This is a genomic window from Kribbella soli (assembly GCF_004331345.1).
Classification (GTDB): domain Bacteria; phylum Actinomycetota; class Actinomycetes; order Propionibacteriales; family Kribbellaceae; genus Kribbella; species Kribbella soli.
Window position 1 is genome coordinate 291,360 of the sequence record NZ_SJJZ01000002.1, and the last position, 14,406, is coordinate 305,765.

The 14,406-nt window shown below is 69.3% G+C and carries 12 protein-coding genes; 6 read left to right on the top strand and 6 right to left on the bottom strand.

Translation table 11 applies throughout. From position 1 onward, the window contains the following. Nucleotides 1–9 precede the first annotated feature (9 nt). A complete protein-coding gene (locus E0H45_RS15535) occupies nucleotides 10–993 on the top strand; it encodes a BtrH N-terminal domain-containing protein (RefSeq protein ID WP_238155025.1) in 984 nt (327 codons plus the stop codon). Here the strand turns inward: E0H45_RS15535 and E0H45_RS15540 are convergent. The 3 genes from E0H45_RS15540 to pepN form a co-directional block, all read right to left on the bottom strand. Next, nucleotides 974–2,170: a tetratricopeptide repeat protein gene (locus E0H45_RS15540; protein ID WP_131338048.1), complete on the bottom strand. Its 1,197-nt coding sequence runs from the start codon at nucleotides 2,168–2,170 to the stop codon at nucleotides 974–976. The genes E0H45_RS15535 and E0H45_RS15540 overlap by 20 nt on opposite strands. 27 nt (nucleotides 2,171–2,197) lie before the next feature. After that, nucleotides 2,198–3,535 carry a septation protein SepH gene (gene sepH / locus E0H45_RS15545; protein WP_131338049.1) on the bottom strand — a complete coding sequence of 446 codons (1,338 nt, stop codon included), beginning with the start codon at nucleotides 3,533–3,535 and terminating at the stop codon, nucleotides 2,198–2,200. A gap of 205 nt (nucleotides 3,536–3,740) precedes the next feature. Then, on the bottom strand, nucleotides 3,741–6,191 hold the full coding sequence (gene pepN, locus E0H45_RS15550; RefSeq protein ID WP_131338050.1) for an aminopeptidase N: 2,451 nt from the start codon (nucleotides 6,189–6,191) through the stop codon (nucleotides 3,741–3,743). Nucleotides 6,192–6,225: 34 nt separating this feature from the next. Between pepN and E0H45_RS15555 the strand changes: the two genes are divergently transcribed. The 4 genes from E0H45_RS15555 (at nucleotide 6,226) to E0H45_RS15570 (ending at nucleotide 9,656) form a co-directional block, all read left to right on the top strand. After that, nucleotides 6,226–7,170 carry an aldo/keto reductase gene (locus E0H45_RS15555; protein WP_202872351.1) on the top strand — a complete coding sequence of 315 codons (945 nt, stop codon included), beginning with the start codon at nucleotides 6,226–6,228 and terminating at the stop codon, nucleotides 7,168–7,170. Continuing rightward, nucleotides 7,167–7,928, top strand: a complete 762-nt coding sequence (locus tag E0H45_RS15560; RefSeq protein WP_131338051.1) for a YaaA family protein — start codon at nucleotides 7,167–7,169, stop codon at nucleotides 7,926–7,928. Before E0H45_RS15555 ends, E0H45_RS15560 begins: the two co-directional genes overlap by 4 nt. A gap of 125 nt (nucleotides 7,929–8,053) precedes the next feature. Next, nucleotides 8,054–8,866: an MBL fold metallo-hydrolase gene (locus tag E0H45_RS15565; RefSeq protein WP_131338052.1), complete on the top strand. Its 813-nt coding sequence runs from the start codon at nucleotides 8,054–8,056 to the stop codon at nucleotides 8,864–8,866. Nucleotides 8,867–9,014: 148 nt separating this feature from the next. Further along, the gene (locus tag E0H45_RS15570) at nucleotides 9,015–9,656 is read left to right on the top strand and encodes an HNH endonuclease family protein (protein ID WP_131338053.1); all 642 of its coding nucleotides are present in this window, start codon (nucleotides 9,015–9,017) and stop codon (nucleotides 9,654–9,656) included. Here E0H45_RS15570 and E0H45_RS15575 read toward each other — a convergent pair. Together E0H45_RS15575 and E0H45_RS15580 are read right to left on the bottom strand one after the other, a co-directional pair. After that, complete coding sequence (locus E0H45_RS15575; RefSeq protein WP_131338054.1) at nucleotides 9,653–10,600, bottom strand: MarR family transcriptional regulator; 948 nt, start codon at nucleotides 10,598–10,600, stop codon at nucleotides 9,653–9,655. The two genes, E0H45_RS15570 and E0H45_RS15575, sit on opposite strands and share 4 nt — an antisense overlap. A gap of 156 nt (nucleotides 10,601–10,756) precedes the next feature. Continuing rightward, nucleotides 10,757–11,710, bottom strand: a complete 954-nt coding sequence (locus tag E0H45_RS15580) for a DUF389 domain-containing protein (protein ID WP_131340451.1) — start codon at nucleotides 11,708–11,710, stop codon at nucleotides 10,757–10,759. A gap of 40 nt (nucleotides 11,711–11,750) precedes the next feature. On the opposite strand from E0H45_RS15580, the gene E0H45_RS15585 reads away from it, so the two are divergent. Continuing rightward, nucleotides 11,751–13,160, top strand: coding sequence for an APC family permease (locus E0H45_RS15585; RefSeq protein ID WP_131338055.1), 1,410 nt, complete (start codon nucleotides 11,751–11,753; stop codon nucleotides 13,158–13,160). Here E0H45_RS15585 and E0H45_RS15590 read toward each other — a convergent pair. After that, the gene (locus E0H45_RS15590; RefSeq protein WP_131338056.1) at nucleotides 13,102–14,301 is read right to left on the bottom strand and encodes a Cmx/CmrA family chloramphenicol efflux MFS transporter; all 1,200 of its coding nucleotides are present in this window, start codon (nucleotides 14,299–14,301) and stop codon (nucleotides 13,102–13,104) included. The genes E0H45_RS15585 and E0H45_RS15590 overlap by 59 nt on opposite strands. Nucleotides 14,302–14,406 lie beyond the last annotated feature (105 nt).

Here is a 14,406-nt window from a genome sequence, read left to right on the forward strand (position 1 = left end):
CATGCGGGTGTGCGTACAGACATCGAGGCCCGAGGCGGCGAGCACTGCGAGACGACAGCCCTGGGTGTGCTGCTCCGCGACGAAGGAGTGGAGCTGTCGGAAGCCATGCTCTTCGGACTCGGCTCCGGCCTGTCCTTCATCTATTGGGACAGCAAAGGCCTGGGCTTTCCCTTCCCCGGCGGACGGGTGAAGCCGTTCGAGCTCACCAGGAACCTGGCCGGGACACTCGAGCTCGAGCTCCTGGTCCAGGAGACCACCTCGCCGAAGAGGGCCTGGGAGAACGTCGCGGCCTCGATCGACGCCGGCCGCCCGGTCGGACTGCAGCTCGACAGCTACTACCTGGAGTACTTCAGCTCGAAGGTGCACTTCGGCGGTCATGTTGTCGCGATGTACGGCTACGACGACCACAACGCGTACCTGGTCGACACCGACCAGCAAGGCGGAGCGGTGTCCACCACCCTGATCAGCCTCGCCGAGGCCAGGGCGGCGCGAGGCCCGATGACTGCCAAGCACCGGTCCTTCACCGTCACTGCTCCCCGACGGCTGCGTTCGCTCGCGGCTCAGATCGTTCCCGCCATCACCGCCTGCGCCGACGCATTCCTCCACCCGCCCATCGCCAACCTCGGTCACCGAGGCATCGCGAAGGCCGGCAAGCAGGTACGCCGGTGGCTCGAGCGGACCGACGATCCGCAACGGGTTCTGCCACAAGCTGCGCTCCTGATGGAGAAGGCCGGCACCGGTGGCGCGCTGTTCCGCAACCTCTACCGCGACTTCCTCGGCGAATGCACGCAACTGCTCGACAGCACTGAACTGCGCACCGGGCACCGGCTGTACGGCGAAGCGGCCGCCTTGTGGACCGAGGTCGCGGGGCTGATCGACACAGCGGGCAAGTCAGGAGATGCGCAGTACCTGGTCAAGGCAAGCTCGAGCCTCGGCGACCTCGCCCGGATCGAGTGCGGCGCCATGCAGGCACTCAGCCGCCTGAGGGCTTGAGCAGTTCGGCCATGCGCTGCTCGGCCTCTTCCACCAGTACGGGAAGGTCGGTGTGGTCCAGCGTGTACTGGTACCAGTGGAGCGCGGCCTGCTTGTCACCCACCCAGTACGCCAGCTCGCCGAGATGCGCGGCCGCCAGGGGATGGGCCGCGTAGCCCGCCTCGATGTACTGACGGAACCACCGCGTCGCCTCTGGCAGATCACGCCGCTCCTTGGCGTGCAGCCCGAGGTTGAAGATCGCGTCCTGGTACTGCTCGGAGAGCTCGTGCTCGGCCAGCTTCGCGTAGATGGGCTGTGCGGCGGCCGGGTCGCCCGCGAGGTCGTGGGTCTGCGCGAGGGCGAGAAGCGCGGTGGGATCATCACCGTGTGCTGCGGCGGTCAGGGTCGCCAGGGCTGACTCGAGGTCGCCTGCGTCGCGCTGCAAAATGCCGAGAAGGGTCCCGGCCTGAGTCTGTACGTCGGCTTCCGGGCCTTCGGCCAGTCCGAGCAGCAGCCTTGCGCTGAACTGTCCTTCAGCGCTGAGCGCCTCCTGGCAGGCTTTGGCGGCCGTCGCGTTGTCGCCTTGCTTGATCAGGGTCTCTGCGATCGCAAGCCAGGCGGCGGCCAGGTACGTCGGATGGCCAAGCTGCACGACCTGCCAGGCTGCTCGAACGGCAGCGTCGGCGTCACCGTGGGCATGGTGCAAGGCGTAGAGCGTCAGGGCCGTCAGGGATCGGCTCCGTGCGTCGAGCGTTGTCACCAGGTGTGGGAGGACGTCGCCGCGCAGTTCTGGGTGGTCGGGCCAGATCATGTCGTCCGTGAACTGAGTGGTCAGGTCATCGGTGAAGTTGATCTGGTCGAGGACGGCGATCAGCTTGGCGGACGCGCGGTACCAGGCGCCGGCGAGTGCGGGTGCTTCGAGGTCCCGGGCGGCCAGCAGGCCGGCGAGGAGTGCGGCTCGGTCCGTCAGGTGCGGCTCGGTCTCATAGGAGACGGCTGCGCGGAAGCACTCCCGGGCCTCGGTCCGTTCACGGAGCGCGAGGTAGCCCCAGCCGACCAGGAGCGCGATCCGTTGCCCGTCCGGTGCCTCATCCGCGAGGGCTACCCGGCACTTCTCCACGGCGTCGGCAGCGGCGGGGTCTCGTCGTACTGCGAGTTCCGCGGCCGCCAGCGCAGACAGTTCGAGATCGGTGCGCACGGTCCGCGAACCTACTGGACCGCAGGTTCAGTCGGCCTTCTTGCCGAACATGATTTCGTCCCAGCTGGGGACGCTGGCGCGCTTGCCTCGGCGGGCGGGCTTCTTCTTCGGCTCGGCCGTGGCGTCGTCGGTTGCAGGCTCGGTGGTCTCGGCGTTGTCGGGCAGAGCCGCCTGTGCGCTGGCTGCTGGGGTCTGCTCGGGGGTGGTCGGCGGCTCCGGCGTGGAGCTGGTGGCCGGCTCGCGGACAGGCTCCGGGCGGCGAGGTTCCGACGTACGGGCTGCTGGACGGGGTGCTGGTTCCGTGCGCTCCGGGCGGGCACCCTCGGGGCGGTCCTCCCGGGTGGCGGGGGAGGCGAATGCGGGTGGGTCGGCGGGGCGTTCGACGGCGCGCACCGCGGGGCGCGGGGCCGGGGGCTGGTCGACCGGTACGTCGATCAGCGTCGGCTCCTCGTCCGGGTCCGGCACCGAGTGCACGCGCCGCGGACCACGATCCGCCTCCCGCGAACTCTCCCGGGCAGCCTCCCGCGGGAACTCACGGCCAGAGTCACGTCCGGTGTCGCGAGCTCCGTCGCGGGATTCGAGGCCGAACTCGCGGCCGTCGCCGGAAACCGGGTGGTTTCGGCGGCGCAGGCCGACGGTGTCCTCGAAGCCTGCCTCGTAGCTGTCGGCGCCGTGGTCGGGCGCGATCAGCGGGTCGATGTCCGCGACCGCGGCCAGCCGCCGCTCACCAGGCTGCGGCTGCACCGGCGTCGTGGTCGTGACCTGCGCCTGCTCGCCGACAAGCCACCGCGCCTCGTCGTCGTCGGGCACTGCGTACCGCCCCGGGGCGTCGTACGCGAACATCGCGATCTTCTCGTCCTTCTGCTCCGCCTCGTTCTCGGACTCGACGAAGTACGACACCCGGACCGCCCAGCGGCCGTCCTCGCGTCGCCATGCGTCCCAATCGGCCGAGGCCGGGTCGACCTGCCGGGTCCGCAGCCGGTCGGTGACCCAGGCGCCGAGGTTCCTCGTCGGGGCGTCGCCGCCACCGCGACGACGGACGGACGCGCGCTGCGCCAGGCTGGCGATGTGGTCCCGCTCGGCCAGAACGGGGCCGGCGAACGCCATCACACGTTCCATCGGCATCTGGGCGATGGCAGCGACCGCCTCGGGACTTTCGCCGGCGCGGATACGAGCCTGGATGTCTCGTGGGCGCAGCGCGCTCTCCATTTGAATCTCCAGCTGGCCGAGTCGGGCACGGTCGCCGCGGAGGGCCGCACGCAACCGGTCGTCGACCGGTACGGCGAACTCCTCACCCGTCTCTGCCAGCGCCAGGATGAGCTGCTTTCCATCCTGGCTCAGACCGACGAGCCTCGCCTCGCGCATTGACCTTGTTCTCCTGTGCGGTTCTCGACAGTCTCTCCCGGGACGTGCTGCCTGACCAAGACCGGCGCGCCGTGCCGCGCGGTCATTGTGGAGGTTACGTCACGAATCCACATCTTGCCTGGTCACCAGGGTCCTCCTGATCACACCAGTCACATTAGCCACAACACGGTGTGACGGCTAACCACTCGTCAGCTCTGTAGCTCACTCAGAAGGCCGAACGCACCGCAAGTGCACGCTTCAGGTCGTCCGCGCTGTCACCGACGGACCGCCGGATCGCGGCCGCCACAGACTCGTCGGCGATCAGGTCGGCGGCCCGGTCGACCACCCGCTGCTCGACCGCGTAACGGGGGAACGCGAGCTTCGAGCTGGTCCCCACCACCCAGCCGGAGCGGAGCTTCTCGGTGCCGGGGATCTCCGCGAAGAACCGGTCGACGTACGACGCGGTGAGCTCGGCCTGGGTCGGGTGCCAGAACCCTTCGCTCGCGGCGTACAGCTCGTAGTTCGCGATGTCGGCGTCGGTGGTGATCTGCGTCCACGCCCGCTCCTTCGCGGCGGCCGTCGGCAATGCGGCCCGGCATCGGGTGGCGTGGACGATGCCCTCGGACGACGAGTCCCGCTCGAGCTCGGCGTCGATCTCGGCCTCGCCGATCGCGCCGAGCCGGGCGAGCTGTAGCGTCACGATCCAGCGCAGGTCGGCGTCCATCGTGACGCCCTCAGGTACGCCGTTGCCCGCGAGCCAGCCCTTCAGGCGGTCGACGTCGTCGGAGAACCGCGCGAATCCGCGGGCCACCGACAGCTGCACGCTGCTTCCGGTCTCGACGGTCTCCAGCCGCGCACGCAGTACCTCGGCCAGCTGCCCGCGGTACGGCTCGTACGGCAGGTAGACGCCGAGCAGGTGGGTGTTCGACCAGTTGAGCAGCGTCCCGACCGCGATGTCGCTGGTCTCGGTCGGCAGCATCCCGAGCACGACGTCGAACCCGACCTTCGGGTCGAGCTCCGCGTCGGCGACCGCGTCCCGCACGCTGTTCAGGATGACGGCGCGGGTCACGCCGTCGGTGATCTTCGGCAGCAGCGCGGCCAGGTTCTCCAGGCTCACGGAGTCGAGCCGGATCTTCGCCCAGCTGTCGTCACCGGCGTCCGGTATCACGACGGCGAGCGACGGGTCCAGGTCGACGTCCACCTCGTCGGCGTCGATCAGGACGTCGACCGTCGTACGGCGGCCCTCGGCGTCGTACCCGCCGACGGTCAGCTTGTGCGGCCGTGCCGCCGGGTAGGCCTCGGGCGCCTTGCGGTGCAGCTTGATGCCGGTGGCGGTCCGGGAGGCGGTGATCGTGTCGACGCCGGGCGTCCGCAGCCAGGCCTGCGCCCAGTCGTCGAGGCCGACCGCGCCGGCTTCGGTCCACTTCGCGACCAGGTCGGCGAAGGTCGCGTTGCCGAACTCGTTGGCGGCGATGTGCGCGTTGACGCCGGCCAGGAACACGTCGTCACCGAGGTACGCCGTGAGCTGCTTGAGGACCGCGGCGCCCTTCGCGTACGAGATGCCGTCGAAGTCGTCGAGCGAGGCGAGCGCGTCCTTGACCGCGTCGGCCGCGACCGGGTGGGTCGAGGACCGCTGGTCGGCCTGCAGGCCCCACCACTTGCGCATGTAGGCGAAGTCGATCCAGTTGTCGGTGTACCGGGTTGCGTCGGTCGACACCCGGTGCGCCATGTATTCCGCGAACGACTCGTTCAGCCAGAGGTCGTTCCACCACTTCATCGTCACGGTGTCGCCGAACCACTGGTGCGCCATCTCGTGCACGATGGTCCGGGCCCGCTGGCTGCGCTCGCCGTCGGTGACCGCCGAGCGGAACACCATCTGGTCCCGGAACGTGACGCAGCCCGGGTTCTCCATGGCGCCGGCGTTGAACTCCGGCACGAACGCCTGGTGGTAGTCGCCGAACGGGTACCGGTACCCGAACATCCGGTGGTACGCGTCGAAGGACTGCTTGGTGACCTCGAAGATGTCCGCGGCCTCACGGTCGAGGGCGTCCTTCAGCGACTGCCGCGAGACGACGCTGAGCGCGATGCCGTCGTGCGAGTCGGTGATCTGGTGGTACGGCCCGGCGACGACGGTGACGAAGTACGTCGACAAAGGCTTGGTCTCGGCCAGCTCCCAGCGACCGGGGGAGACCTGCGTCGCGGCGCCGTTGCCGAGCACGAGCCACTCTTCCGGCGCCGTCACTTTGAAGCGGTACGGCGCCTTGAGGTCGGGCTGATCGAAGCACGCGAAGATCCGCGGGCCGGCGTCGAGGAACGACATCGCGTACGTGTAGGTGAGACCGTCGGCGGCGTCGACCGCGCGGTGCAGTCCCTCGCCGTCGTGGGAGTACAGCATCGTGGCGACCACGACGAGTTCGTTCTCGGGCTGCAGATCGGTCAGCTCGAGCCGTCCGTCGTTCAGGCCGGCCACGTCGACGGCCGTGCCGTTCAGGGTGACCGAGATCAGCTCGTCGGGTTTCACGTCGACCCAACTCGACGATTCCGAGGCAGTGAACCTGATCGTGGTGGTGGACCCGAACGTCCGCTCGCCCTGGGTGAGGTCGAGGTCGACGTCGTACGACTGGACGGAAAGCGCGGCGGCCCGAGTGCGGGCGCCGTCGACGGTGAGACTCGGCATGAGGGCCACTGTATGCCGAGACTAGGCTGAGCACATGGCGGATATGGAGTACCGGCAGCTTGGTGACTCGGGTCTTACGGTGAGCGTGGTTGGGCTGGGGTGCAACAACTTCGGGCGGCGGCTCGATGCGGGCCGGACGGACGCGGTGGTGAACGCCGCGGTCGACGCGGGGATCACGTTGTTCGACACCGCGGACATCTACCGCGGCGAGCACGGATTCAGCGAGGAGCTGCTCGGGAAGGCGCTCGGTGCGCGCCGCGACGAGGTCGTGATCGCGACCAAGTTCGGCGGTGACCTGGGTGGCGTGAACGGGCCCGACTGGGGCGTCCGCGGCTCCCGCCGGTACATCCGCAAGGCGGTCGAGTCGAGCCTGCAGCGGCTCGGCACCGACTGGATCGATCTCTACCAGCTGCACTTCCCGGACCCGGTGACGCCGATCGAGGAAACCCTGGCGGCGCTGTCCGAACTGGTTGCCGAGGGCAAGGTCAGGTACATCGGCAGCTCGCAGTTCGCGGCCTGGCAGGTGGTCGACGCCGACTGGACCGCCCGGTCGAACGGCCTGGAGCATTTCATCAGCGCGCAGAACCAGTACTCGCTGCTGGACCGCGACGTCGAGGACGAGCTGGCCCCGGCCTGTGAGCACCTCGGGCTCGGCATCCTGCCGTTCTTCCCGCTCGCCTCCGGTCTGCTCTCCGGCAAGTACCAGCGCGGTACGGCGGCGCCCGACGGCTCCCGGCTCGCGACGCAGCCCGAGCGGCTGGCGCGGGCGGACTTCGACAAGATCGAGGCGCTCGAGACGTTCGCGGCCGAACGCAACCTGACGATGATCGACGTCGCGATCGGCGGCCTCGCGGCACAGCCCGCGGTCGCCTCGGTGATCGCCGGCGCCACGACCCCCGAGCAGATCACCCAGAACGTCGCAGCAGGCCGATGGGACCCGACCGCCGCCGACCTGGCTGCCTTGGACGACCTGACGTGACCCTGATCCTCCTGCCGCCGTCCGAGGGCAAGACCGGGCGGTCGCGTGGTCGTGCCGTGGACTTCGGCACGTTGTCGTTCCCGGAGCTGAACCCGGTCCGCGAGCAGGTGCTCGAGACGCTGGCGAAGGTCTCCGCGTCCGCCGACGCGCACGACGTACTCGAAGTGGGCGCCTCGCTGCGCGACGAGGTCGAGCGGAACACCCGGTGGCGCACGGAACCGTCCGTGCCGGTCTCCGAGCTGTACTCAGGTGTCCTGTACGACGCCCTCGGCTACTCCACGCTCTCCGCGGGCACGAAGCGTCGCGCCGCGAATCGGCTGCTCGTCATCTCGGCGGCTTGGGGCGCGCTGCGGCCGGCTGACCGCGTCCCGCCGTACCGGCTGTCGATGGGTACGACGCTGCCGGGCCACGGACCGCTTGCGTCGGTCTGGCGCGATCCGCTGAACACCGCGCTGGCCGGCGTCGACGGCGTGATCGTGGACTGCCGGTCGTCGACGTACGTCGCAGCGTGGCGGCCGGCCGGCGACCAGGCGGACAAGTGGGTGTCGGTGAACGTGGTGCGGGAACGCGACGGTGTGCGGTCGGTCGTCTCGCACAACGCGAAGCACACCCGGGGTCTGGTCGCGCGGCACCTGCTTGAGTCCGGCAAGGACCCGGGGACGCCGAAATCACTCCACAAGCTGATCGGCGAACGCTGGAACGCCGAGCTCGACCGCGCCGCCGCCGGCTGGACGCTGACCGTGGTGGAACACGACTGATCCTTGCCCTCGGCACCTCCTCCACTCCCGCGCTTGACACGGTCCGGATCGCGGCGGACGCTCCGAAGAAGACCATCTCCGGGGCCGCTCGCCGTGGGTGACGGCGGCACTCCACAGGGGGAACCATGCGGATCAATCGTGTCGGCGCTGACATCAGCGTGCTCAGTGACCAACTGCCGGTGCCGGGCATCGGCTTCCTGCCCGTGAACGCGTTCGTACTCCTCGCGGCCGAACCGCTGGTGGTCGACACCGGGTTGAGCCTGCCCGGCCGCGGCTTCATGGACGCGCTCGGCTCGGTGGTCGATCCGGCCGATGTGCGGTGGATCTGGCTGACCCATCCGGACCGCGACCACACCGGCTCGTTGTTCGACCTGCTGGAAGCGGCACCGCAGGCACGCTTGATCACGACGTTCGTCGGCGCCGGCATCATGTCGACCGAGCGGCCGCTGCCGATGGACCGGCTGTACCTGCTGAACCCCGGCCAGTCGCTCTCGCTGGGGGACCGCACCGTGACCGCCTTCCGGCCCCCGCTGTACGACAGCCCGGCGACCGTGGGGTTCTACGACGACCGCTCGCGGGCCTGCTTCAGCTCCGACTGCTTCGGAGCGCCGATGCCGACCTCGGAGCTCGCCGACTGCGGCGATGTCAGCGACGCCCCGCGGGACGCGCTGCGTGGCGGGCAGTTGCTGTGGGCGACGCTCGACAGCCCGTGGGTGCACAACGTCGACCAGGAAGCGTTCCGGCGTACTGTCCAGCCGTTGCGGGAGATGAACCCGGACGTCATTCTCAGCAGCCACCTGCCGCCGGCTCCGGGGCACGCCACGAACTTCCTGGATCTGCTCGAGACGGCGCCGCAGGCCGATGCGTTCGTCGGACCGGACCAGCACGCCTTGGAGGAGATGCTCGCCGGCTTCGAGCCGGCCGGCGCCGCACCCTGAGCAGGCGCCGCTCGTCGAGCGCCGGATGGGCAGCTTCCCACGTTCACGCGACTGTAACTGGTGAGTGGTTTCCTACAGCGCGTGATCGGGGAAGGCTGAAGGGCAGCACGTCAGGGGGGATCCGCCCTAACCCTCGGAGGCCTGACCGATGCCACGTACTAAAAGGCGAATCACCGCCCTTGCCACCACCGTGGCAGCAGCAGCGACCGCGTGGACGCTAAGCGCCGGACCGGCGCTGGCGTACCCGCCGACCCCGCCGTCGGCGAGCACCGCCGCGACCCAGCTGGCGAGCCTGACCGTGAAGACGGAGGGATCGAGCGACGGCTACAGCCGGGACAAGTTCCCGCACTGGATCAACCAGTCCGGGACCTGCGACACCCGCGAAGAGGTGCTGAAGCGCGACGGCTCCGGTGTGACCGTGGACAGCAGCTGCCAGCCGACCGCCGGCCGCTGGTACAGCGTGTACGACTCGACCTGGGTGGAGGACTCCTCGGGCGTCGACATCGATCACATCGTGCCGTTGTCGGAGGCATGGAAGTCGGGCGCTAGCGCGTGGACCACGGCCAAGCGTCAGGAGTTCGCGAACAACCTGACCATCTCGCAGCTGATCGCGGTGACGGCGTCGAGCAACCGCTCGAAGGGTGACAAGGACCCGTCGGAGTGGAAGCCGCCGAACACCTCGGTGCACTGCATCTACGCCCGCGAGTGGATCTGGGTGAAGTACACCTACCAGCTGTCGCTGCAGTCCGCGGAGAAGACGGCTCTCACGCAGATGCTCGGCACCTGTTAGTCCTCGAGTAGATGGCGGCGCTGGGCGTGGATGCCGGCCTGGAACCGGGTCCGCGCACCCAGCGTCTCCATCAGCTCGGCCACGCGGCGGCCGACGGTCCGGCTGCTCAGAGCGAGCTGCCGCGCGATCGCGTCGTCCTTGAACCCGGCGGCCAGCAGCGTCATCAGCCTGGCGTCCGTCGGGTCGGCCTTGGCGGCCGGGACCACCGGCACCGCCTGGTCCCACAGCAGCCAGAACATCTCGATCAACGCGTCCAGCAGCGCGCAGGGGTGGACGACGAGCGCGCTGTCGACCAGCTGGTCCACCGACAGCGGCAGGAGTGCGATCTTCCCGTCGAACACGGCCAACTTCATCGGCACCTGCGGATGCACCCGCGACGTCTCACCGGCGTCGGCGGCGCTGAACGCCTCGTCGACGCCACCCGGGATGTCGAGCGAGTCGGGGGAGTAGATGCCATGGACGACGACCCCGTCGCCGAGCAGCCCGCGCACGGTGCTGTCAGATTCCGCGGCCTGAGCGGCGTACGGCGGCCGGTCGAGGACGAGGAGCTGGTGATTGGTCCCGTTGAGCAGCTGCGCGAACCGGGCGGCGATCGCCTCCTGACCGACGATCACCTCGACCAGGTTCTCCGGCCGGTACTGCTCCTGCGTGCTCAGCTCGGACAGCAGCACCCGGGCCTCGGCGCGCACACGATCGAGCTCGGCCCGGCGTACGGCGACCAATGCGTCGACCGCGACGTCCGGACGGGTCGGGAGCAGGCGGACCGGGTCGTCGGAGGTGCTCGTCAGTAGACCGAGCTTCTCGAGCCGGCCGATCGTCGCGACGACCTCCTGCTCGTCACGGCCGAGGCGGTCAGCGAGCTCGCCGACGCCGCAGCCCGGCGCCGACAGCAACGCGCGGTACGCCTCCTCATCGGACGGCTCCACCCCAACCGACTCCAGCATCCGATCAGGCTATCTCGTCCCGTGGACCGGCTCGACCGGTTTGGCTACTTCGCGCCATGTCCGGGATACGTCAACACCCTGTCAGGTGCGGGGACCCCTCAAGTGGGGTATGTCTGACGGTGCCGGGCGCGCGCGGATCGGACAGGGGACGTCTGGTCAAGCCTCAACGCGCGCGCCCGTCCTTCGCTTCACCTTCAGGTAGCTGCGCCAGATCACTCGCTGCAGTAGCAGGGTGACGACGCCGGCGGCGGTCATCCCGGCGAGGTTGATGCCGAGCTGCGCCGCGGACCCGCCGATCTGGTGCGGCGCCCACAACGCCAGGGACAGCGCGAGGTCACCCGCGGCGGGAACCGTCGTGACCGAGATGAACACACCGACCAGCGCGTTCCCCCGGCCGGCGGTCTGCGACAGCACCCCGGCACATCCCGCGAGTACGGCGACGACCGCGGACCACTCGTCCGGTCGCCAGATGAAACCGGTCAGCGGCCGCGCCGCCGTGACGTCACTGACGTCGACCCAGCCGACGGCGCGCGCCAGCAACGCCGTCAGTGCTGTCAGCGTGATCGCGAGCACGAACCCCTTCACGAGGAGCGACAGCGACCTCCGGGTCAGACCGCCCTTGCGCAGGAAGATGCCGACGGCAAGGGCGGCGACGACGCCGAACTCCGGGCCGACCACCATGGCGCCGACGACGAGGATCGCGGAGTCGGTGATCACGGCGACCGAGGCGATCATGGTCGCCAGCGTGAGGAACGCGTAGAAGACCCAGGACCCGCCGGCCTCGTTGTACGCCTGGTCCACGACCGCGTCCCAGATGACCGCGTCGTCGGGTGCGCCGGGCGCCGCCTTCTCCGCGGCCTGGGCGTTCCGCGACGGCGCAGCGTCCACGGAGGTCATCGCCACCGCGCCGTCGTCGTACAGGCCCTGTGCCTTCAGCCAGCTGAGGATGTCGGAGGTGGCCTCGCGGGTCACGTCGCACTCGACGACATCGCCTTCGGGACGGCGGGCGGCGCCGGGCAGCCGGACGATGCTGGTGACTCGTGGGTCGGCGACGAGCGTGTTCAGGACGCGCTCGCTGCGGTCCGGTGGGACGATGAGTCGAAGGTGCATCACGGGCCACATGTTGTCAGACCGACTCCGGGGAGCCTTCATGAGTGATTCCGCCGCCGTAGCGCATGCTGGTGAGCGTCCTGAGCTGAAGCGGGTGATGGGACCCGGACTGCTCCTGCTGTTCGTCGTCGGGGACATCCTCGGGACCGGGGTGTACGCGCTGACCGGCAAGGTCGCCGGTGAGGTCGGCGGCGCGGTCTGGCTGCCGTTCCTGTGCGCGTTCGTGGTCGCGTTGCTGACCGCGACCAGCTACCTCGAGCTCGTCACGAAGTACCCGAAGGCGGGTGGCGCCGCGGTCTACACGCACAAGGCGTTCGGGATCCACTTCCTCACCTTCCTGCTCACGTTCGCGGTGATGTGCTCCGGCCTGACCTCGGCGTCGAGCGCGTCGAAGGCGTTCGCGGCGAACTTCTTCTCCGCCGTGCACATCGACGCCGACCGCGGCGCGCTGCTGATGATCACCTCGCTGGCCTTCATGACCCTGATCGCGCTGGTGAACCTGCGCGGGGTCGGCGAGAGCGTGAAGGCGAACGTCGTGCTCACCTGCGTCGAGCTCAGCGGTCTGCTGATCGTGATCGGGATCGGCGCCTGGGCCCTGATCGGCGGCGACGGCGACACCTCCCGGCTGACCGACTTCAAGGTCCCCGAGGGCGAGTCACCGTTCAGCGCGGTGACGGCTGCGACCGCGCTGGCGTTCTTCGCGATGGTCGGGTTCGAGGACTCGGTGAACATGGCGGAGGAGACCAAGGACCCGGTGCGGATCTTCCCGAAGATCATGCTGATCGGGCTGTGCGCGACCGGCGTCATCTACGTGCTGGTCGCGATCTCCGCGGTCGCGCTGGTCTCGCCGGACGAGCTGAACAAGGGCGCGACGCCGCTGCTCAAGGTCGTCCAGGCCGGCGCGCCCGGGTTCCCGCTCGAGCTGTTCGCGTGGATCACGATGTTCGCGGTCGCGAACTCGGCGCTGATCAACATGCTGATGGCCAGCCGCCTGCTGTACGGCATGTCGCACGAGCAGGTGCTGCCCGGTCCGCTAGGCCGGGTGCTCCGCAAGCGCCGTACGCCGTACATCGCGATCCTGTTCACCACGCTGCTCGCGTTCGTCCTGATCGGGTACGCCGACCTCGCGGCGCTCGGTGGTACGACGGCGTTCCTGCTGCTGTGCGTGTTCGCGATTGTGAACGTCGCGGTGCTGGTCCTGCGGCGGGACCGGGTCGAGCACAAGCACTTCCACGCGCCGACCGCGCTGCCGGTCCTGGGTGTCGTCCTGTGCGTGTACCTGGCGAGCCCGCTGTCCGGCCGGGCGTCGGCGGACTACAAGATCGCCGGCTGGCTGATGCTCATCGGGGTCGGGTTGTGGATCATCACCTGGCTGCTGAACAAGTACGTGTTCAACCGGCACGCCGACTTCGACCCGTCGCACCTCGACCCGCAGGGTCCGGTGAACTGACCGGGACGAACGCAGCGAACAGTACGGTCGCGAGGGCCGCGGCGCCGGTGCCGACGGCGATCCAGCCGAGTGCGGGGTAGCCCGCACCGGCGCCGATCGCCAGGCCGCCGAGCCACGGCCCGGCCGTGATGCCGACGTTGAACGCGGAGAAGTTCGTCGCGGTCGCGAGCCTCGGCGCGTCACCTGCCAGGTTGAACACACGGGCGTTCAAGGCGGGGTTCGCGGCAAAGCCGAAGCCGCCGAGCAGCGCGATCACGCCGATCGCCGCCACCGGAACGGTTGCCGTGAGCGCCAGTACGGCGGAGAGCGCGATCAGCCCGACGATGCTGATGAAGAGGGTGTGGAACGGCAGCGCGTCGGCGAATCTGCCGCCGATGGTGATCCCGATGAACGACCCGAGACCGTAGAGAGCCAGCACGCCCGGGACGGCACCGGGCGCCAGACCGGTGGCTTGCGTCAGCAGCGGGGCCAGGTAGCTGAACACGACCAGGATGGTCGCGGTGACCATCACTGTGGTGCCGAACGCGAGCCAGAGCCGGGCGTTGCGGAACACTCGGAGTTCGTCGGCGAGGCGGGGTGCACTGGCGGGGTCCGTCCGGTCGGCCGGCAGCGTGGCGAAGACGCCTCCCATCGCGAGCACGCACATCCCGGCCACGGTCCAGAACGCCGACTGCCAGCCGAAGTGCTGGCCCAGGATCGTTCCGAGCGGGAGACCGACGATGGTCGCGATCGTGAGGCCGCCGGTGACGATGCTCATCGCCCGCGCGCGGCTGCTCGCCGGTACGAGGGCAACCACGGTCACCGCGGCGATCGACCAGAACCCGGAGTACACGAAGGCACCGACGATCCGGGTGGCGAGCAGTACGGCGTAGCTCGACGTCAGTGCGCCCACGACATGGGTGAGCGCGAAGATCGCCAGGAAGACGAGTCCCGCCGTACGCCGGGACCAGGTGAGCGTGACGACCGCGAGGACCGGGGCTCCGACGAGCATGCCGATCGCGAACGCGGAGATCAGCAGCCCGGCCTGGGGGATGGTGACGTGCAGATCCGTCGCGAGTTCGGGAAGCAGGCCGGCGAGCATCAGTTCGGACGTGCCCTGCGCGAAGATGCTCAGCCCGAGGACATAGACAGCTATCGGCATCGTTCCCCCTCACCTCGACGAGTGCCACTCGCAGTATCTCAGGGATCACTGTCCGCTGTCGCCGCGCCTGTCACTGGCTGAGATTTGAGCCGGTACGGCATCGTT

Bases quoted from the DNA above. Each gene is read 5' to 3' on its own strand.
- sepH (WP_131338049.1), bottom strand. From the start codon at position 3,535: ATGCGCGAGGCGAGGCTCGTCGGTCTGAGCCAGGATGGAAAGCAGCTC.
- pepN (WP_131338050.1), bottom strand. From the start codon at position 6,191: ATGCCGAGTCTCACCGTCGACGGCGCCCGCACTCGGGCCGCCGCGCTT.
- E0H45_RS15555 (WP_202872351.1), top strand. From the start codon at position 6,226: ATGGCGGATATGGAGTACCGGCAGCTTGGTGACTCGGGTCTTACGGTG.
- E0H45_RS15565 (WP_131338052.1), top strand. From the start codon at position 8,054: ATGCGGATCAATCGTGTCGGCGCTGACATCAGCGTGCTCAGTGACCAA.
- E0H45_RS15570 (WP_131338053.1), top strand. From the start codon at position 9,015: ATGCCACGTACTAAAAGGCGAATCACCGCCCTTGCCACCACCGTGGCA.
- E0H45_RS15575 (WP_131338054.1), bottom strand. From the start codon at position 10,600: ATGCTGGAGTCGGTTGGGGTGGAGCCGTCCGATGAGGAGGCGTACCGC.
- E0H45_RS15580 (WP_131340451.1), bottom strand. From the start codon at position 11,710: ATGCACCTTCGACTCATCGTCCCACCGGACCGCAGCGAGCGCGTCCTG.
- E0H45_RS15585 (WP_131338055.1), top strand. From the start codon at position 11,751: ATGAGTGATTCCGCCGCCGTAGCGCATGCTGGTGAGCGTCCTGAGCTG.
- E0H45_RS15590 (WP_131338056.1), bottom strand. From the start codon at position 14,301: ATGCCGATAGCTGTCTATGTCCTCGGGCTGAGCATCTTCGCGCAGGGC.